The organism is Cedecea sp. (assembly GCF_036500665.1).
Taxonomy (GTDB): Bacteria; Pseudomonadota; Gammaproteobacteria; order Enterobacterales; family Enterobacteriaceae; genus Cedecea.
This window is the reverse complement of record NZ_DASYBS010000035.1, coordinates 89,772-108,514: the sequence shown is the minus strand read 5'-3', so window position 1 is coordinate 108,514 and position 18,743 is coordinate 89,772. Positions and strand designations below refer to the sequence as shown.

Annotated in this window: 19 protein-coding genes; 14 read left to right on the top strand and 5 right to left on the bottom strand. The window is 51.3% G+C overall.

Features of this window, described 5'->3' with window-relative positions; genetic code table 11:
• Positions 1-14: 14 nt before the first annotated feature.
• The 11 genes from gspD to VGM55_RS06130 are packed head-to-tail and all read left to right on the top strand — an operon-like array spanning position 15 to position 9,844.
• Complete coding sequence (gspD, locus tag VGM55_RS06180) at positions 15-1,967, top strand: type II secretion system secretin GspD (RefSeq protein WP_331634974.1); 1,953 nt, start codon at positions 15-17, stop codon at positions 1,965-1,967.
• A 2-nt stretch (positions 1,968-1,969) separates the two neighbouring features.
• Positions 1,970-3,442 carry a type II secretion system ATPase GspE gene (gene gspE / locus VGM55_RS06175; RefSeq protein ID WP_331634973.1) on the top strand — a complete coding sequence of 491 codons (1,473 nt, stop codon included), beginning with the start codon at positions 1,970-1,972 and terminating at the stop codon, positions 3,440-3,442.
• A 2-nt stretch (positions 3,443-3,444) separates the two neighbouring features.
• Positions 3,445-4,632 carry a type II secretion system inner membrane protein GspF gene (gene gspF, locus VGM55_RS06170; RefSeq protein ID WP_331634972.1) on the top strand — a complete coding sequence of 396 codons (1,188 nt, stop codon included), beginning with the start codon at positions 3,445-3,447 and terminating at the stop codon, positions 4,630-4,632.
• A gap of 30 nt (positions 4,633-4,662) precedes the next feature.
• Positions 4,663-5,100, top strand: coding sequence for a type II secretion system major pseudopilin GspG (gene gspG, locus VGM55_RS06165; protein ID WP_331634971.1), 438 nt, complete (start codon positions 4,663-4,665; stop codon positions 5,098-5,100).
• Complete coding sequence (locus VGM55_RS06160) at positions 5,097-5,618, top strand: prepilin-type N-terminal cleavage/methylation domain-containing protein (protein ID WP_349257515.1); 522 nt, start codon at positions 5,097-5,099, stop codon at positions 5,616-5,618. Before gspG ends, VGM55_RS06160 begins: the two co-directional genes overlap by 4 nt.
• Positions 5,615-5,977: a type II secretion system minor pseudopilin GspI gene (gene gspI, locus VGM55_RS06155; RefSeq protein WP_331634969.1), complete on the top strand. Its 363-nt coding sequence runs from the start codon at positions 5,615-5,617 to the stop codon at positions 5,975-5,977. The genes VGM55_RS06160 and gspI overlap by 4 nt, the downstream gene beginning before the upstream one ends.
• Complete coding sequence (gspJ, locus tag VGM55_RS06150; protein WP_331634968.1) at positions 5,974-6,561, top strand: type II secretion system minor pseudopilin GspJ; 588 nt, start codon at positions 5,974-5,976, stop codon at positions 6,559-6,561. The genes gspI and gspJ overlap by 4 nt, the downstream gene beginning before the upstream one ends.
• On the top strand, positions 6,558-7,463 hold the full coding sequence (gene gspK / locus VGM55_RS06145; RefSeq protein WP_331634967.1) for a type II secretion system minor pseudopilin GspK: 906 nt from the start codon (positions 6,558-6,560) through the stop codon (positions 7,461-7,463). The genes gspJ and gspK overlap by 4 nt, the downstream gene beginning before the upstream one ends.
• 14 nt (positions 7,464-7,477) lie before the next feature.
• Positions 7,478-8,611: a type II secretion system protein GspL gene (gene gspL / locus VGM55_RS06140; RefSeq protein WP_331634966.1), complete on the top strand. Its 1,134-nt coding sequence runs from the start codon at positions 7,478-7,480 to the stop codon at positions 8,609-8,611.
• Complete coding sequence (gene gspM / locus VGM55_RS06135) at positions 8,608-9,069, top strand: type II secretion system protein GspM (protein ID WP_331634965.1); 462 nt, start codon at positions 8,608-8,610, stop codon at positions 9,067-9,069. Before gspL ends, gspM begins: the two co-directional genes overlap by 4 nt.
• Positions 9,062-9,844, top strand: coding sequence for an A24 family peptidase (locus VGM55_RS06130; RefSeq protein WP_331634964.1), 783 nt, complete (start codon positions 9,062-9,064; stop codon positions 9,842-9,844). Before gspM ends, VGM55_RS06130 begins: the two co-directional genes overlap by 8 nt.
• 14 nt (positions 9,845-9,858) lie before the next feature.
• On the opposite strand, the gene VGM55_RS06125 is transcribed toward VGM55_RS06130, so the two are convergent.
• The 3 genes from VGM55_RS06125 to gspS all read right to left on the bottom strand — a co-directional run bounded on the left by VGM55_RS06125 (position 9,859) and on the right by gspS (position 12,263).
• The gene (locus VGM55_RS06125; protein ID WP_331634963.1) at positions 9,859-11,193 is read right to left on the bottom strand and encodes a type II toxin-antitoxin system HipA family toxin; all 1,335 of its coding nucleotides are present in this window, start codon (positions 11,191-11,193) and stop codon (positions 9,859-9,861) included.
• Positions 11,193-11,468, bottom strand: a complete 276-nt coding sequence (hipB, locus tag VGM55_RS06120) for a type II toxin-antitoxin system antitoxin HipB (protein ID WP_331635002.1) — start codon at positions 11,466-11,468, stop codon at positions 11,193-11,195. Before hipB ends, VGM55_RS06125 begins: the two co-directional genes overlap by 1 nt.
• 399 nt (positions 11,469-11,867) lie before the next feature.
• Positions 11,868-12,263 carry a type II secretion system pilot lipoprotein GspS gene (gspS, locus tag VGM55_RS06115; protein ID WP_331634962.1) on the bottom strand — a complete coding sequence of 132 codons (396 nt, stop codon included), beginning with the start codon at positions 12,261-12,263 and terminating at the stop codon, positions 11,868-11,870.
• A gap of 265 nt (positions 12,264-12,528) precedes the next feature.
• Here gspS and gbpA point away from each other — a divergent pair, with 265 nt between their 5' ends.
• Entirely contained in the window at positions 12,529-13,947 is a 1,419-nt protein-coding gene (gene gbpA, locus VGM55_RS06110) for an N-acetylglucosamine-binding protein GbpA (protein WP_331634961.1), read from the top strand.
• A gap of 93 nt (positions 13,948-14,040) precedes the next feature.
• On the top strand, positions 14,041-15,381 hold the full coding sequence (locus VGM55_RS06105) for a PepSY-associated TM helix domain-containing protein (protein WP_331634960.1): 1,341 nt from the start codon (positions 14,041-14,043) through the stop codon (positions 15,379-15,381).
• Between the two features lie 61 nt (positions 15,382-15,442).
• On the opposite strand, the gene VGM55_RS06100 is transcribed toward VGM55_RS06105, so the two are convergent.
• Complete coding sequence (locus VGM55_RS06100; protein ID WP_331634959.1) at positions 15,443-16,081, bottom strand: response regulator transcription factor; 639 nt, start codon at positions 16,079-16,081, stop codon at positions 15,443-15,445.
• 1,026 nt (positions 16,082-17,107) lie between these two features.
• Between VGM55_RS06100 and VGM55_RS06095 the strand changes: the two genes are divergently transcribed.
• Positions 17,108-17,653 carry a helix-turn-helix transcriptional regulator gene (locus tag VGM55_RS06095; protein WP_331634958.1) on the top strand — a complete coding sequence of 182 codons (546 nt, stop codon included), beginning with the start codon at positions 17,108-17,110 and terminating at the stop codon, positions 17,651-17,653.
• 516 nt (positions 17,654-18,169) lie between these two features.
• Here VGM55_RS06095 and VGM55_RS06090 read toward each other — a convergent pair.
• Entirely contained in the window at positions 18,170-18,655 is a 486-nt protein-coding gene (locus VGM55_RS06090) for a heme-binding protein (RefSeq protein WP_331634956.1), read from the bottom strand.
• Positions 18,656-18,743 lie beyond the last annotated feature (88 nt).

Genomic DNA, 18,743 nt, shown 5'->3' with positions numbered 1-18,743 from the left:
ACTGAAGACTGATTATGACCCGATATATCACGCCCACACACCGCCACCGCAGCGCCACTCTGCTATTGCTCTGCGCATTGTGCCTGCCCGTCACCGGCTGGGCTGAAGATAGCAGTTATTATTCCGCCAGTTTTAGAAATACCGATATTCACGAGTTCATTAACACTGTCAGCAAAAACCTGCATAAAACAGTGATCATCGACCCGGCAGTGAAAGGCAATATCAGTGTGCGCAGCTACGAAGAGTTAGATGATGAACAATATTATCAATTTTTCCTCAGCGTGCTGGATGTCTACGGGTTCGCCGTAGTCGACATGCAAAACGGCGTATTAAAAGTGCTACCAGCCAAGAGTGCCAGAGGTGCGGCCATCCCACTTATCGATGGAGAGCATCCGGCCGTCGGCGATGAGGTGGTGATGCGTGTAGTGCCACTACACAACGTAACCGCTAAAGAATTGGCACCACTTCTGCAGCAGCTTAATGACGCAGCAGTCGGCAGTGTTGTGCATTACGACCCATCCAACGTACTGCTTATCACTGGTCGTGCTGCTGTAGTCAATCAGCTGATGGCCATCGTCGAAAACGTCGATCGTGCCGGCGATCATCGAGTGGAAACCATCAAACTCGAGCATGCCTCTGCAAGCGAAGTGGCTCGCATGATCAGTGCGCTGCATAAAGACGAGGGCAAATCGGCAGGCGGGCGCCCTAAAGCCAGCATTGTCGCTGACGAGAGAACCAATTCTGTGTTGATCAGCGGCGAAGAAAAAGCGAGTCAACGGCTGATCGAAACCGTGCTGCAGTTGGATGATGAAGGCCAAAACCGTGGCAACACCAAGGTGATTTACCTGAAATACGCCAAGGCACAAAGCCTACTGGAAGTACTGAACGGTGTCAGTGGCTCGTTGCAGGAGGGCCAAAGCCAGCCGACCGGTGGCACAGGTATCCCCAACGTGGCAATGCTGAAAAATGTGGTGATTAAAGCAGACCAACAAACCAACGCGTTAATCATCAACGCCGCACCGGATCTGTTACGTGATCTGGAGCAGGTGATCGCTCAGCTGGACATTCGCCGTGCACAGGTATTGGTGGAAGCCATTATCGTTGAGGTACAGGATGCCGATGGTATGAGCCTCGGCGTACAGTGGTTCAACAAATACGGAGGGGGCACCAACTTCCCAGAAACTGGCGCATCGATAACGGGCATACAGCCCGGCGGCATCGGGGAAGCGGTAGGGAAAGTTAGCGGGCTGGCCGCCGGTTTTTATCATGGCAACTGGACTGGGTTATTTACGGCCCTGCAAACCACCGGGCGCAATAATATCCTTGCAACACCAAGCATCGTCACCCTTGACAACATGGAGGCCGAATTCAACGTCGGTCAGGACGTACCGATCCTCAGTGGTTCACAAACTACCAGCGGTGACAATGTGTTTAACACCGTTGAACGCAAAAGCGTTGGCATCAAACTCAAAGTGAAACCGCAGATTAACCAAGGTGACTCAGTATTGCTGGAGATCGAGCAAGAAGTCTCAAGCGTTGATGCCCAAGCCGGCAACAACACCCTCGGCCCGACGTTCAACACTCGCACGGTGCGCAACGCGGTATTGGTCGGTAGCAACAACACCGTGGTAGTCGGCGGCTTGCTCGATACCAGCCACAACGATCAGAACAGCAAAGTACCGGTGCTTGGCAGCATTCCTATTATTGGCAATCTGTTCAGCGCCAAATCGGAAAAAACCACCAAACGCAACCTGATGTTATTCATCCGCCCAACCATCATTCGTGAACAGGGTGACTATGGTCGAGTGAGTGACGCCGGGCTGGAGAAATTCAATCGCCAACAAGCCAGCGGGGAAGCGAATAAACAGCTGAAAACGGCGTTGTCCGAACAGTTGATTTTGCCACAGAACACTCATGCGCTGCGGGACATCCAGCGCGATATCAACGCATTTTACGGCAAGGGATAATCATGGAAGCACAACCATTGCCCTTCGCCTGGGCGAAGCAGCAAGGTGTACTGTACCGTTGCCAGGAACAACAACATCAACTGCTATTTCGCACCGGAACCAGCGTACAGGCCTTACTGGAGGCGCGGCGTGTCTTGCCGCCTTGCACATTGGTAAAACTGGATGGCGATGCTTTCGAGCAGGCACTACTGAACCATTATCAACAAGGTTCTGACCGAGCGCGGCAGATGATGGAAGACTTGGGTAATGAAGTGGATTTCTATCACCTGGTAGACAATCTGCCAAAAGACGGCGATTTACTGGCAGACAACGATGATGCGCCAATCATACGCATGATCAACGCCATGCTCGCCGAGGCAGTTAAGGAAGGTGCTTCCGACATCCATATCGAACCGTTTGAGCGCAGCCTGACGATTAGATTCCGCATCGATGGCGTGCTGCGACCGATCCTGAGCCCACAGCGCCAACTGGCACCGGTGCTGGTATCGCGCATCAAAGTGATGGCGAAATTGGATATCGCTGAAAAACGCCTGCCGCAGGACGGTCGTATTGCTCTGCGGATCGGCGGCCGGGCCATCGATGTGCGTGTCTCCACCCTACCTGCCAGCCATGGTGAGCGTGTGGTGCTACGCCTGTTGGACAAAAACGCCGTAAAACTGGACTTTACCCATCTAGGTCTGAATGATGCCAAACGCCAGACTCTGGGACAGCTCATCAGCAATCCACACGGCATTATTTTGGTCACCGGCCCAACCGGATCGGGGAAAAGCACTACCTTATATGCCGCTCTGAATCAGCTTAACTGCCAAGAGCGTAACATTATGACAGTGGAGGACCCGGTCGAATACGAACTTGAAGGCATCGGTCAGACCCAGGTCAATCCGAAGGTCGACATGACTTTTGCCCGCGGGCTACGCGCTATTTTACGGCAAGATCCTGACGTAGTGATGATCGGTGAAATTCGCGACAGCGAAACCGCGCAGATCGCCGTACAAGCCTCGCTCACCGGTCATCTGGTGCTCTCAACACTGCATACAAACAGCGCGCTCGGCGCAGTGGGCCGCCTACGCGACATGGGAATCGAACCATTTCTGCTGGCCAGTTCGTTGATCGGTGTGATTGCCCAGCGTCTTGTTCGTACGCTGTGCAATCATTGCCGCCAATCAGTAACGCCAGACAATGCATTGCAGCAACATTCCTGTTTGGCAGTGTTGCCGCAGCTACCGACACACCTTTACCAGCCAGTCGGTTGCGAACACTGCAATTATAGCGGTTACCGCGGCCGCACTGGCATCCATGAGTTATTGTTGGTAGACGATACGCTACGGCAAGCGATCGCTAGCGGTACCAACGAAACAGACCTTGAAACGATTGCTCGACAACACAGTCAGGGGTTGCGCCATGACGGGCTGGAAAAAGTACTCAACGGGCAAACTTCTCTGGAAGAAGTACTTCGCGTCACCCGGGATAACTGACGATGAACATCTACCGCTATCGTGCCAGCGACCCCCAGGGAAAAACCCAGCGTGGCGAAATCCATGCCGAATCGGTGCGCGCGGCACGTCAGCAACTGCGTGAGCGGCAATTGCAGGTACTGCGTATCGTTCCGTCGACACGAGCTCCACGTGGCACCCTGCGTGCTCAAGATTTGGTGCTAATCACTCGTCAGTTGGCGACACTGGTTAGTGCTGCATTACCACTGGAAGAAGCCCTTTACGCGCTGGTACAGCAATGTGAAAAACCCGCACAAGCTCGCCTACTGATACAGGTACGCAACAAGGTCCTTGAGGGCGCCTCACTGGCGGAGGCATTTGGTGCCTTCCCTCGCATTTTCAGCCCCCTGTTTCGCGCAAGTATCGCTGCCGGAGAGGCCTCTGGTCATCTCTCGGTGGTACTCACACGGTTGGCAGACCACTGTGAGCAGACACAGCATTTGAAAAGCAAACTGACGCAGGCGTTGGTTTATCCCTTGACACTAACTTTGGTCGCTATCGGCGTGATCACCATTCTGTTGTCGGCGGTGGTGCCTAAGGTCGTCGAACAGTTTGTCCATCAGCAGCAAATATTGCCTCTGAGCACCCGGTTATTGATGAGCGTCAGCGACTCCGTACGCAGCTATGGACTCTGGACTATGTTACTGGTGCTACTGGTCGCGCTGGTTTTCCAATATTGGCTTCGCTCTCCAAAAAACAAGTTACGTTGTCATTGTTTTTTGCTGCGCCTGCCAGTGATTGGCCGCATAGCTCTTGGGTTGAACATCGCCCGCTATGCACGCACGCTGAGTATGCTCAACGCCAGCGCAGTGCCTCTGCTGGAAGCGATGCACATCAGTGCCGCCGTACTGACAAACAACCACATGCGCTTACAGCTGCAGATGGCCGCCGAGCGTGTACGGGAAGGCAGCAGTCTTACCGTAGCACTGGAAAATACCCAGCTGCTGTCCCCGATAATACGCCACATGATCGCCTGCGGCGAAAGCAGCGGTGAACTAGATAGCATGCTGGGTCGTGCCGCCGATATTCAGGATCGTGCTTTTGCCAGCCAGATGACGCTGGCAATCAGTCTGTTTGAACCCATGCTGGTGATCAGCATGGCAGGCGTGGTGTTGTTCATTATTCTGGCGATCCTGCAACCTATTCTGCAACTCAACAGCCTCATGGCGTAGACCTCTGGCTGGATATAAGGAAATCACAACATGCAACACACAACGCGCCAGCGCGGCTTCACTCTGCTGGAAATCATGGTTGTTATCGTCATTTTGGGCATTCTCGCCAGCCTGACAATTCCCAGCCTAATGAGCAACAAAGATCGGGCTGATCGGCAAAAAGCCATCAGCGATATTGTCACCCTGGAAAATGCGCTGGATATGTATCGCCTGGATAATGGCCGCTATCCCACAACTGAGCAGGGCGTTAGTGCACTGGTTAGCAAGCCACAGTTGGCACCCGTCCCTGCCCATTATCGTACCGATGGTTACGTTCGCCGCCTACCACAGGATCCCTGGGGCAATGACTATCGGATAATCAGTCCTGGTCTGCAGGGTACCATCGATGTGTTTTCCAGTGGCCCGGACGGAGAAGCCGGTACGGATGATGACATAGGTAACTGGACACTGGAGGGCAATGTCAGGTGAAGAGGGGAAACATCAGAGGCTTCAGCCTACTGGAAATTATGTTGGTATTGGTGTTGCTCGGAGGGCTGGCCACACTGGTGATCGGTTCGCTACCCGGAGACCCTCCGTTGAAACGGCATGAAGAGCAACTCAGTACCCAACTGCGATGGGCCGCAGAACGCGCAGTGCAAGAAGGACAAGTCTACGGCGTGGCAGTGGCTGCACGCGAATGGCAATTGGTGAGGCTGGTACGTGCACCGAACGGTGAGCACGACAGCTATTATTGGCCTGGGCATTACTGGCAACCGGTTGCCATCGGCAATAAACCGCCAAAATCTACCCTATTACCTGAAGGCATCAGCCTTAGGTTGATGATCGAAGAACATCAACCCCCCCTCAGAACCACCTTGCATGAGCAAGGCCTAGAGCCGCAAGTACTGTTGATGCCAGGAGGTGAAGTGAATCGTTTTGAACTACAACTGCTGGCTGAAAATCAGGCCCCACGAACCCTTAACTTAACATCGGAACCCTCCCGTTGAACTGTCGCGGGATGACGCTACTGGAAGTGATGGTCGCACTTGCCATTCTGGCATTGGCTGGACTGGCTGTAATGAAAACCAGTGGCGAACAGGTACGCAATCTTACACGACTGGAACAAAAACAGTTTGCTGCATGGGTAGCTGAGAATCAGCTGACACAACTGCGACTGCAGCGAACCTGGCCGGCGGAAAGCTGGCACCAGGGTAGCTCAACCATGGCCGGGCAGGAATGGCAATGGCGCTGGCGTGGCGTCGCGACCTCCGCTCCGGCACTCCGTGCGGTGGAAATAGAAGTTCGGCTGACAGCCGATGACTCACCGGCGCTGGCGCAACTGCGTGGCTACCAGGTGCGACGATGAGGACGGATGCTCAGCGGGGATTCACCCTGCTTGAAATGCTGATAGCCACCGCATTACTGGCGCTAATCGGCCTCATCGGCTTTCAAATCCTGCAGGGAGTATTGCGCAGCAGTGAAATAAGTCGGCAACACGCAGGACGATTGGCCGAAGCGCAACGCGCGTTCGGCCTGCTGGAACAAGATATTAGCCAGGCAATGAAACCACCCATCGCCACCGATCACCGCCAACAATTGAACAGTACCGCATTAGCATTACCTGGAGGAAATCAACAACTGCGGCTGCTGCGTCGCAACTGGCTCAACCCCGGTGGCTATCTGCCGCGTTCCACACTGGAACAGGTACAGTGGCTGGTAATCGATGAACGCCTGCAACGACGCAGCTTTGGTTTTCCTGTACAAACCACAGCGCAACTCAGCACGTCTTTTCCTTCAGTAACCGACATGCGTCTACGCTATTGGCTCAACGATCGTTGGCTGGAAAACTGGTTTGCCGCTTATGCGTTACCGCAGGCGATAGAAGTCACATTGAACATGCCCGGTTATGGCGCATTGCAGCGGATCTTTTTCATCACGGAGGAACCATGAAACAACGCGGCATGGCACTGTTGATCGTGCTGCTGATAGTAGCAACCATGGCAGCAGTGGCAGTTAACACGCAGGAATACTGGCAGCGCGCGCTCAGCCGGGCAGAAGGCCAGCTGTTTCGTCAGCAGGCGAAATGGACGCTGTTGGGGGCAGAAGAGTGGGTACGGCTGCAACTGTTGGATACTTTGCCAATCGAGCGTATACACCTAGGTCAACCTTGGGCACGTACAGAGCAGCATTTTCAGTTGGATGACATCACCGTACATTATCAATTGCGGGACAACCAGGCCTGCTTCAACCTGAACGCCGTCAGCCCCCCCCGGATCAGTCCGCCGTCAGCCGACGATGAGTCAGTCGTCTCTCAGGCGCCGCTACCTCAACGGGTATTCACCCAATTACTGATGAATCAGGCCATGAACGATACGCAGGCGAAGGCCCTGACGGCAGCACTGGCGGTGGCTACGCCACTGCAAGACAGCAGCCAACTGCGCGCCTTGCCCGGTGTTGAGCGCGAACTGTGGTTGCGCTTGCGACCACTGACTTGCGTTCAGCCACACAACCGGCTACGCATCAATATCAACACGCTACAAGGCACTGTGGGTATTGAACTGCTCACTGCATTAATGCAAGGCCACTTTTCACGCCGTCAGGCCGAAAACCGTTTAGCCACGCGTCCTGCCACCGGGTGGCCCAGCGTCGAGGCGCTAGCTGGGGAGCATCTGAACAACACAGCGACGAAGGCGTTTGCTGAATTGCAAAGCTTGGTCACCCTGAGCAGCGATGATATGGAATTGTTGCTGTGGACGGAGCAACAGCAACGCAGCTATCAATTACGCAGCCGCTTGACGCGTACCGAGCAGGGTTTTCGCGTCACGGAGCGCCGCTACGGCGGCTATGAGTAACAGAGACAACCGCGATGAAAAAGAAACGACTAGCACAAATCCTGATCCGTATTCCCCCCGAGGCGGGCTCCCCTTGGCGCTGGCGCTACCATCCAACGCAAGGCGAGCCACTGGAGGGGGAATTTTCTGACAGCAGTCTCACACATAACCTGCCTGCCGATAATGTTGAGCTTATTCTGCTGTTGCCGGCCACACACGTTCTGTTTCGTCAGGTGAACTTCAGCGGTAAAGTGCGCCGCCATGGGCCGCAAGCCCTGTTGTGGCAATTGGAGGATTTCACTCTCAGCGACATCGAGCAACTTCATCTGACACTACTCGACCGTCAAGGTGAACGCTATGCGCTGGCAGCAGTGGATAAAATACGGCTTAAGCAGTGGCTGACAAAGCTAAGTACCTGGGGCCTTCGACCACAGCGCGCTCTGCCTGATGTATTAGCGTTACCCGTTGGTTCGGCCGTCATGCTAGGTCGTGAGTGGTTGATACGCAACGGAGAACATGAGGGATTTATTGCCGCTGAACACGAGTTGACGCTGCTCCCGCTCCCCCAACCGATAGTCTGTCATAGTCCCTGCCCCGTGGCTTGCGCCGCATGGCTTCAGGGCACGCAGCAAGCACCTCTGGCGTTGTTGATGCAGGGTGCAACACAATGCCACTGTAACCTTTTACAAGGAGAGTTCGCCATTCGCCAGGACCTGCCGGCAGTAAAATGGCGTTACCTGTCGCTGGCGTTGGCAGTGTGCTGGTTGTTGTCTTTCGTTGTTGAACCGCTTCTTGCAGGATGGCAGGCGCAGCGTCACACCGAGCGGCTTCAACAACAGGGTGTTGCATTTTACCAACGTTATTTTACAGATGCGCCGTCCCCAACACAGACTCGCCGCCAACTGACGCAGCACATCGCCAAATTACAGGCTGAATTACCGAAACCCAGTCTGCTGGCACTACTGGCACAAAGCCACAACCTCCTCAACGCCTTGCCTGAACCACAGGCGCTAAATTGGGATGGAGAACTGTTGACACTAACGCTGCCCATATCGGAGGCTAAACTGCTACCGTTATTGGAACAACACCGCCAAACGGCGGTAAGCCTGATTACCCGGTCAGATGCTGCTGATATCACTCTGCTGACAATGAGCTGGGAGCCATCATGATCGAAAACCTCACCCAACGCTGGCGGCGCTGCGGCCAACGCGAGCAATGGCTTTTGATGCTTTGCGCCGCGGTACTGTTGTTATTTTTCTCACAGCATTTACTGCTATCGCCACTATATAATTGGCGACAACAGCAACAACAAGGGCTGGAACAGGCACAGCGCGACCTGCAATGGATACAGAGTCAACAATCCCGTATCGAAACGCTGCAACAGCAACCGACTCCCCCCCCCACCGAAGCACTACCGTCGCTGCTTCAGCGCAGCGCAAGTGAGATGAACGTACCATTTTCTCTCGCGAAAAATGGCGTTCTGACGTTACCGCCACAGCCATTTTCTCCGCTGTTGGCCTGGTTGGCACAGCTGGAGCTGCGTGATGGCATGCAGGTCCGTCGATTGTCGTTGCAGATGGGGCAAAGCGGTCAGCTCACAGGAGAATTGGAGTTTAAACATGATTGATGAACTCGTATGGCAGCATTGGCTATGGTTGACGCTGCTGGCGCTGAGCATCGGCAGCCTACTGAATGTAGTGGTATATCGCCTGCCACTGATGCTTCAGCAACCTGACGCACAACGCTTCACTCTCTGGGTACCGCGCTCGCACTGCCCAGAATGCCGCACGCCGATCGGCTGGCGCGATAATATTCCGCTAGCCAGTTGGCTGCTGTTACGCGGTCTCTGCCGCCATTGCCAGACAACCATTTCCCGACGCTACCCACTCACTGAGCTGAGTGCGTTGCTGTTAACTTACATCGCCGCTTGGCTGCTTCCTCCTGGTCCGGTCCTGTTCGGGGCATTAGTCCTGGGCTGGATGCTACTGGCACTGGCGTTGATCGACTACGACTATCAACTACTGCCGGATAACCTGACGTTACCCTTACTGTGGCTGGGATTACTGTTTCAACTTTGTGGCGGTACGGTGGCTCTGGTAGACGCAGTGATCGGCGCAATGGTCGGCTATCTCTGTCTGTGGCTGCTGTACTGGGCTTTCCGGTTAGCGACTGGGCGGGAGACGCTCGGCTATGGGGATTTCAAACTACTGGCAGCATTGGGAGCTTGGCTGGGTTGGATGGCACTACCAGGTTTGCTGTTGCTGGCGGCACTGGCGGGGATCACAGTCACATTGCTGGCACGATTGTTCTTTCAACGACCACTCGATGCTCCTCTGCCGTTTGGACCACTGCTGGCGCTGACCGGCTGGGCCAGTTTTTTGCAACAAGCAGCCGCTATCTAATCCCTGAGCGATCCTCATTGCGGGCTAAGGTCATCGATCAGGCTTCTTATCAGTCTGCCATGGAGTTTGCTTAGGTTTGACAGTATCGAATCCCTCACGTGTTCGGAGAAATCAACTGGCAAGGTTTCAGTTACCGTTTCAATGGCTCTGGGCACGTTGTATGCAAAATAACATAAGATCTCCTCCATCTGATGTTCAGCAAAGTTCACCTCTTTAGCCGTAGCCAAAAAGTGACGAGGATAGAGAGTATTAACCTCGTTTTTCCTGCCCTTACTCGCTTTCAGGCTCATCGCTAATTTGAGTTCACTCACATGCAACCCTCTCCCCCCCAGAACCGGAAAGGCTGAAAGGATATCGTAGAAGGGCGTTAATCTATAGCTGCCGCCTGCCTGAAGGAAAATAGAAAAATTTTTAGCATGTCCATCCGTCGCTCCCAACAGCCATTGGAAAACCTGAAATTTCATAAAGTCGTAGCGATCCTTTAACGCTTCGCTGGAACCAAGCAAAAATGCCATAACCTGAGGAATGCCTGGCCCCCCATTCGATTCATACTTAACTGAGGACGAGAGACCAAATGCCTGACAGAGATCTTCCTGTGGCAAGCGAAGCAATACAGAGTGCTGACGAGCCCACCTCCGGTCAAAACGTTCTACTGCCAGTGCCCTGATTCTGTCCGTTCTGATGATTTCCGTATTGGGCACGTCGAAGCCCAACTCCCGGGCTAGCGCCAGACATAAATATTCATTGTCTACACTTTCACTCAAATCCAGAGTGGCATTAGGTTGTTTTATTTCACCGATAGGCAGTTTAATGATGTGACTCGTAGGCGTCATCCCTTTGGGTATGTACCAGCCTTTATCCATCTTTAAAAGCGCCGTTTTTTCCTGCGCACCAGCAACCGATATTCTGAAGTCATTTTCCTCGACAATCATACCGAGTGGGATATCTGCTTGATAAGCTGTCAGCAATCTTTCCAACTTTGCTGCATCCAACAGTTCCCATTCGAGCACTTGAATGCCAGCATCTTCACCGGGAAGAAGCAATGTCACCGCACCGACGCTGTCTCGTCCTATTTCTGCCAGAAGATCGAATGGTTGTTTAGATCTGGCGTGATACCTTTTAACAATACGGTCCCGAACTTTCGGACTATCCGGCAGCAGATTATCAAAGTAGTTAAACACCGCATCAGAATTGATATTTCCATACTGCAAGGGCAAAGAGAGTGAAAGCGGCCTGGATCGCGCATTTTGTATCCAGCTGTCATCATATCTGAACGTATGGGCGCCGTTGGCCTGCTTGCTCAATTCACCGATAAGTTCGGTGTTCATCCATACCACTAACTTTGCCATTACCAGTCCAGATCATCCTGTGGGTTATCTTCTGTTGCAGTAGCTACCGTGTCGTTTTTTCTGAGGATCACCATGTTCATCTCAAGAGACTGCAACAATTTAAACAACGTCGAAAGGGTTGTTTTATCAGGGGAGTTTTCAAAGTTGGAAATCGTTGCCTGTTTAATGCCGACCCGACTTGCCAGTTCGCTTTGCGTCCAGCCGTTCTGCTGCCTGATCAGTTTTAAATGGTTGGCCAACTGAACCGGGCTGTATATTTTGGGTGAATTTGTCAGGTTTCCTCCAGATCAGACGCCATTTTTCAAATGGGTGATAATTATCCCCTTATAAGGATAAGACCATTGTTATCCTCACAAGGGGATAACAATAAAATTATACCCTTGTGAGGATATTGTCAACTCAATGCATATATACCAATTCGTCCCTTTCTTCTGGCCAACGTGACTCTTCCCTGGGCCGAAGTCTGCCGAGCAACTAAATCTTTGAACGTCATAATCCACATTGCGAAATAAAGAGCAATATCCCTGCAGGGGGATACATATCGTGATATCCCTACTGAGGGATAATAATGTCGGGAAGGCAAATAAAGTGGAGCAATCAGAGCTGGACACTGACAATAAATTCGTTTTATCAGAACAAGACGAAGTGCCTTGTCCTGTGGGCCGGTGTGGATCTCAATCCACAGAGTCATGTTCCGACTGTGCTGCGGCGACAAAGCGGGCGGTACTGCGGTTCAATGCTGCGCACTTATCCTGCATCGGCGTACTATCCTGCATCAACGCCTGATAGCGTGCCTGAGCACGCGCCGGCAACTGTTGGTATTCCGGCGTATGGATATCCCAACCCCGCTGTTGTGCAATGTGAATCGCTGTACGCTGCAGCTTAACATCATCAGGAATATCAGTACGTGCGCAATTTTGCCGCAAGAAGTAACCCCCAGCCAATACAGCGGAAAGCTGTTCGACCTGGGTGGCCGGTACCGGTTGAGGTTGGCGCTCCCTCTGCTGGCACCCCGTTAACAACAGCATGGTCACCATCCCGGCAGTGAATGAACGAATAGCACTTTGCATAAAACATTACCCAAAAAGAAAAAAACCAAGATCCCATAATCTTAGGTGAGCCTATGGCAAGTGACAAGATTCTGTCAGGGCTTTAAGACCGTTTAAGCCCCATTCGGCCTTACTCCAATTCTAACGCCTTAATTTACCAATAATTAAGGTCAATTAAGTACCGCTTTAAGCCATGGTTTGCCTAGTCTGATTACGGAGCTGGCCCGGTTGCCAGCCCAGTGGTAATTGACTTTTATCGACACCATCGAAAAGGAATCAGATAACAATGAGACTGAGCAAGGTTATGTTGGCTATCGCGGCAATTACTGCCAGCGGCGGCGCTTTCGCACACGGCTATATTGAGAAGCCTGAATCGCGTAACTACTTGTGCCAACTAGGGCAGAATACCGACTGCGGCCAGGCACAGTACGAACCGCAAAGCATCGGCGAAGGCCCTGACGGCTTCCCGGCGGCAGGCCCACGCAACGGTGAACTGGCCAGCGGTAGCGGCGGCACCAACTGGATGGGTGTCAAGCTGAACGAACAGACTGTCGATCGCTGGGCCAAGCGTAAAATGCAGGCTGGCCCGAACCAGTTCACTTGGAACTTCAAAGCGGCACACCCCATTGCCGACTTCAAATACTACATCACCAAAGAGAACTGGAACCCGAACCAGCCAATCACCCGTGACTCACTGGAACTGACACCGTTCTGTGTGATCCCCGGTGGACCAGCGTCTACCACCGGCAGCACCACTCACAGCTGCGACGTACCAGAACGCAACGGCTACCACGTAATTTACGGTGCATGGGACGTTTCCGACACTGCTGCCACCTTCTACAACATGATTGACGTAGAATTTGAAGAAAACAATGAAGGTGTACCTTCACCCTGGAGCAACATCATAGGTGGCATCACACCGACTATTGATTTGTTGCCGGGCTCGAGCGTTAAAACCCGAGTGTTCGACGCAAACGGCGAGCGTCCGGACTTGTCCACCGGCATCCAGATCAACTCCATAGCACAAGGTGAGAAAAGCCTTTGGGCGCATGCACTGGCCAGCAAAATCAACCAGCAGCAGGATAATCTGCGCGCAGGACGTAAAGGCACTAACGGCGAGGTGACCGCCACCTACGGCAACAATACTCTTTACACTAAAGCTGACAGCGGTCTGGTACGAGTTGAGATCGAAGTAACGCCTGCCGAAGAAGGCAGCGTTGGCAGCTTCAGCGTAACCGGTTTACAAGAAAGCTACACCCTGATTGATAATGCAGTAACTATCGACTTTGAGCTGGCAGCTCAAGGTAAGCTCGCGCTGGAAGGCAAAGTTTTCGACGCTGATAACAATGCCAAGGGGCACTTCAGTGGCACATTGGAAAACGCCGCCCAGGGCTTCAGCGTCGCACTGAATGATGCCGGCACCGGCAAGCACACTATGGTGATCACCGGTACCAACGATCAGGGCCAGAGCGTACAGGAAAGCTTCGAGTTCAGCCTGCGTGCTGAAAGCGGTGGCGGTGACTACGAGTTCGTCTATCCGGAAGGTCAAGGAAACTATAAGGCAGGTACGGTAGTGTTGCAGTCCAAGACCGACAAAACCTACGAATGCAAACCATTCCCTTATAGCGGCTGGTGCAACATTGCTGCACACCACTATGAGCCAGGTGTAGGCTCCAATTGGCAGGATGCCTGGACCGAGAAATAATCGACCAGCATCAATCCATTAAGCTAAATCGCGTGGCTTTGGGTGAGTCGCCACGCGATTTTTATCTCACCCTATACTTCCCTCAGAGAGCCTATGCCCGATACGCCTATTTTCACGCAACGCGTAGCTTTGTTAGCGCTACTGTCACGCCTGCATTTTTACCTCGGTCTGTTTATTGGGCCATTTATTCTGTTGGCTGCCCTCAGCGGCACTCTGTATGTTCTGACTCCACAGCTGGAAAGTCGTTTATACGCCCATCTGATCTTCACCAATGCTCAGGGCACGCACCATTCGCTTGAGCAACAAATTTACGCTGCTCAACGGATCGTTGGTTTCCAAACACCTTTAGTCGCCGTACGCCCTGCATCGAGCAACGAACATAGCACACGAGTCATGTTCAGCGATCCAACGTTGAACCCGGGTGAAAACCGCGCTCTGTTCATCAATCCGGTATCGCTGGAAGTATTGGGTGAATCGACGGTTTATGGGACCAGCGGGATCCTGCCGTTACGGATGAACATCAGCTACTTGCATAGTGGCGCGCTGTTTGGCACGTTTGGCCGCTATTACAGTGAACTCGCTGCTTCCTGGTTATGGCTGGCCGCATTGGGAGGATTAGCGCTGTGGGCGACACGAAAACAACAAAATAAACGAAATCAGCCTAAGCGCCACGCATCGCTCGGCGCGATACTGCTGCCGCTTATGCTGTTTTTCTCCGCTACCGGTCTCACCTGGTCACAGCTCGCCGGAGAAAATATCGCACAGGTTCGACAATGGCTCGACTGGCGTACGCCGGTGTTAAATACCGCCTTGGACAAAGTGGCAGCTCCAGGAGATGAGCATCAACACCACAGTCATTATGGATCAGAGACCAAGGTAATGCGTAATCCATGGCCCGGTCTGTTTGATGGCGTGTTACTGCAGGCCCGGCTGAATGGGATCGATGCCGACAAATTGGAAATTCGCCCCCCGACCGATAGCGACCGTGGTTGGACCGTAAAAGAGATCGACCATGGTTGGCCGACGCGGGTCGATGCCATCGCCATCGACCCTTCCAGCTTCAAAATCCTGGATAGGTTGAAGTTCGAACACTTTCCGCTCATCGCCAAACTGATCCGTTGGGGAGTTGATGCTCATATGGGCGTGTTGTTTGGTGTAGCCAACCAATTACTGTTGGCTCTGTTCGGCGCAGGGTTGTGTATAACAATCATATGGGGATACCGGATGTGGTGGCGACGAAGAGCAAGACGAGCAAACAACTCATACGTTCTTATCTTCCAGTGGCAGACGCTGTCCATTGGCATAAAAGTCAGTTTACTGGCGCTAGCCATTGCCTGTGCATTGCTGATCCCACTATTCGGCATTGGCTTGCTACTCATGCTGTTAGTCGATAGCATCATAAGCGGAAATAAGCGGCACGTATTCAAGAAGTAAACTCATGAAAAGGTGCACTACAGATCATACTGATGTTCTCGCCGTAATAGCGCGATTCACCCTATTCGACCAAAAGATGTCGCTTGGCCAGTTCAATTAAATCCACCAGATTATGTGCATTCAATTTGGTCAGCAGACGTGTCTTGTAGGTGCTAATGGTTTTGTTGCTTAACAACAACTCATCCGCGATTGCTTTGTTACCCCAGCCACGCGCCAAATATTGCAGCACCACTATTTCACGGTTGGAAAGCTTGCCCAATCCCTGCGACTCGCCGCGCATCTTTTCTGAAGACAAGGCAGTGAACCCGGAACTATAAGATCCCATTGGCAGATAGACTCGCCCAGCACGTAGCATTTTTACTGCTTCCGCCAGCTCGTTCAGCGCCTCTTTCTTGGAGATAAAACCCTGTGCCCCAGCCATAACACAACGGCTGGCGAAATGTTCTTGCTGTTGGGAAGAGATAACCAAAATATTTAAGGTGGCTCCCTGGCTACGCAAACGGGAAATCACCTCCAAACCGTCCAGCTTTGGGATGCCAATATCCAATACCATCAATGCGGGGTTCAATTTACGTGCTAGTGTAATGGCAGTGACACCGTCCTCAGCCTCACCAAGAACCTCGATATTATGGCGTTCCAATATGATACGCACGGCCATCCGCATCAGAGGATGATCGTCGACAATTAACGCACTGTTCATTTTTTATTCTCATTTTACCATAATGTTCCAGCGCATGAGATACCCCTGGTTAAACGTATCTCCTGCCGTTTGCAAGAACAAACCGTCAGTCATGCAGCGCTGGAAACGCCTTATCATTGAGGCCGCATGATTTCATATTTAGCCCCTTCCCGTTATCAGACACAGGAACCAGATCCGTAGGCCCACCCCTACAAACAAGGTCATTATCGCTCTCATTTAAACAGAATAAAAAGTAATATGGGTTTTAAGTCAGGAACATAGCCAGTTTTACTTCACATAGAGGGGAAAGATAAATAACGATATAGGAAAAGAAGAGACCTCCTTTTCCTATGAAATTATTTACGGGGATGAAGCTTGGTGCGGTTGGTTATTTCATGATGTCTATAAAAACTAAAAATGCTCAACAGTAACAGGGCGAAGGCCAATGTAAGTGTCATAGAAATCTATATCTCCCCACACAGTCGCTACACAAATCGCTGCATGAATTATTTTTATTGAAAATCTTATCAATATCTATCAACTGGTGTTTTTAATTTAAAAAATAATAACATTAGGTATTAATTCTTCCTTCGCGCCTCCTGGAGAATGTCTGGTAGTCAACACCATTATTTAACCAAATAATGGGTGGCGTAGACATCAGATAATGAGGCGTTTACATGTAGGGTATGAAACCCCTGTTAATCAGAAAATTCCGAAGTGAACTTATCAATTCGGCAAGCAACTACGTATTAGAATCCTTGCTTAATGGGTTCGGGGATTATGAAAACCATTAATAATTTTACATCGCCTGCCATTCTAAATTAATATGATAGTATAAAAATTAATGTCATAAGAAAACAGGAAGCAATACTTTAGTCTTCAAGCTTCCCTACATTAATTAAAATCAATTAACATTAATAAATGTAAGGTTAGATTCGCAAAGCAAGTAAAACCCTACATAGAGTGTGTCAAACTCCGATATACGCTGCATAATTTTCGGCTTACTCTTCTTGCCCAAACAACAGTAACCGATAAGAGGATTCATTCATGAGCCACATCGTCGTTCTTAGCCATTGCAACCAAACCAAACAGGGTATCGATTTATACTGTAAAGAAATTTTCAGACAGAAATCTTATTCTCCCAGGCTAATTTTCATTGATACCCGTCCACTAAAATACGAGTGCGACGTGTTGAGCAAGATCATCAGGACGGATGCCGCCTACCTAAATTATCATATGATATTGGTATATCGGCGAGATGACGAAAAACTGTTGAACGATATTCCAGCTAAAATGAAGATAGATATCGACAGTTCGTTGGTCATTTGGAAGGAAAATCTGATCCGTATGGCAGCAGACAAAATGTTAACTAGAGACCTGATAGCGCAGGTGCAGCAAAAAACCAGCGTCAATCGCCTGACATTCAGAGAAAGTGAAGTCTACCAACATATGCGCCAAGGCCGTAGTGCAAAAAGTATTTCAGAAACGCTGTCGGTTAATGTTAAAACCGTTTATTCCCATCAGTACAGCATTGTAAAAAAAATGAACATACCCAGTATAAAAATGCTGTATCAATATGCCACGCATCGGTGAGCTGAAAAAAGAAACGATTATTCAACACACGGCACACCTGTCATCCTTACCCTACAAAATCACGCCTTCATGCCGATTGTCATCCTCACTGGCTCAGCTAGAATTTTCCCCATCAGCCCGCACAAGGTGAACAGATGAAACCTCCTTTGATCTACCGGTCTTACCTGTATTTACCCGTTTGGTCTGTCATTTTGTGCTGCATGCTTCTTGCTGCGGCTATTCCTCCTATTTTCGTCACCTTTTTATGGTGGTGAAATAACCTGTACTGGTGCCTACTATGTTTCGTCATTTTATTTACAGCGCCCCTCTTCCGTTGGTGTTCTCCATTTTCTTTTCAGTCTGGATTATCCTGGCTTGGGGAATATGTGAGATTATGTTTTTACGCTAAGAATAAATCTTCTTTGCTAATGAAATAAACAACGAACCTGATAATAACCGGGCGAATGCCGCCAGCCATATTAAGGCCGGAAAAACACCCGGTGAAAATTTAATCAAGTTTGATGAAGAAACGATTTTCTACAAGTTATCCTGAACGCTTTCCAGCGCTTGCAACGCGCAGGCTTCGTCCAAATTTCCGCCCGGCGCACCGCCAACACCAATGGCACCAAGGGTAACATCACCCGATTTGACTGGAACTCCACCTGCAAGCAACAAAAAACCCGGAATATCAGACATATGCTTCGCACCGGGATTTTTTTGTGCATTCTCCATAATCTTCCCGCTCGTCATACCGGTGGAAGCCGACGTGTAGGCCTTCTGATAACTGGCCACCACAGTATGCTGCCCGGCGTTGTCCATGCGCTGTACAGCCCGGGTGAGCCCGGCGCGATCAACCACGGTAACGCTGACGTTATAGCCTTTACTCTGGCATGCCTGCACCGCCGCTGCCGCCAACTGGTTGGCCACCGACAATGACAGTGTGGGTTGCTGCAGCGGAGAGGCGGTAGCGGCAAAGCTGGCTGCGGCCATCAATCCCAGCATCATAAAAGTGCATTTTTTCATACGGATATTTCTCCTGTAGGGCAATGTCATCCCCCGTCATCATTAACGGGCGTTGCTTGCGGTGATAAAGTCGAAAACAGTGCATGCG

What these genes read in the sequence shown, in the direction of transcription:
- VGM55_RS06105 (WP_331634960.1), top strand. Translation starts at nt 14,041, where the DNA reads ATGCCCGATACGCCTATTTTCACGCAACGCGTAGCTTTGTTAGCGCTA.
- gspG (WP_331634971.1), top strand. Translation starts at nt 4,663, where the DNA reads ATGCAACACACAACGCGCCAGCGCGGCTTCACTCTGCTGGAAATCATG.
- VGM55_RS06090 (WP_331634956.1), bottom strand. Translation starts at nt 18,655, where the DNA reads ATGAAAAAATGCACTTTTATGATGCTGGGATTGATGGCCGCAGCCAGC.
- gspF (WP_331634972.1), top strand. Translation starts at nt 3,445, where the DNA reads ATGAACATCTACCGCTATCGTGCCAGCGACCCCCAGGGAAAAACCCAG.
- gspK (WP_331634967.1), top strand. Translation starts at nt 6,558, where the DNA reads ATGAAACAACGCGGCATGGCACTGTTGATCGTGCTGCTGATAGTAGCA.
- gspM (WP_331634965.1), top strand. Translation starts at nt 8,608, where the DNA reads ATGATCGAAAACCTCACCCAACGCTGGCGGCGCTGCGGCCAACGCGAG.
- VGM55_RS06130 (WP_331634964.1), top strand. Translation starts at nt 9,062, where the DNA reads ATGATTGATGAACTCGTATGGCAGCATTGGCTATGGTTGACGCTGCTG.
- gbpA (WP_331634961.1), top strand. Translation starts at nt 12,529, where the DNA reads ATGAGACTGAGCAAGGTTATGTTGGCTATCGCGGCAATTACTGCCAGC.
- VGM55_RS06095 (WP_331634958.1), top strand. Translation starts at nt 17,108, where the DNA reads ATGAGCCACATCGTCGTTCTTAGCCATTGCAACCAAACCAAACAGGGT.
- gspS (WP_331634962.1), bottom strand. Translation starts at nt 12,263, where the DNA reads ATGCAAAGTGCTATTCGTTCATTCACTGCCGGGATGGTGACCATGCTG.
- gspL (WP_331634966.1), top strand. Translation starts at nt 7,478, where the DNA reads ATGAAAAAGAAACGACTAGCACAAATCCTGATCCGTATTCCCCCCGAG.
- gspJ (WP_331634968.1), top strand. Translation starts at nt 5,974, where the DNA reads ATGAGGACGGATGCTCAGCGGGGATTCACCCTGCTTGAAATGCTGATA.
- gspD (WP_331634974.1), top strand. Translation starts at nt 15, where the DNA reads ATGACCCGATATATCACGCCCACACACCGCCACCGCAGCGCCACTCTG.
- VGM55_RS06125 (WP_331634963.1), bottom strand. Translation starts at nt 11,193, where the DNA reads ATGGCAAAGTTAGTGGTATGGATGAACACCGAACTTATCGGTGAATTG.
- gspE (WP_331634973.1), top strand. Translation starts at nt 1,970, where the DNA reads ATGGAAGCACAACCATTGCCCTTCGCCTGGGCGAAGCAGCAAGGTGTA.
- VGM55_RS06100 (WP_331634959.1), bottom strand. Translation starts at nt 16,081, where the DNA reads ATGAACAGTGCGTTAATTGTCGACGATCATCCTCTGATGCGGATGGCC.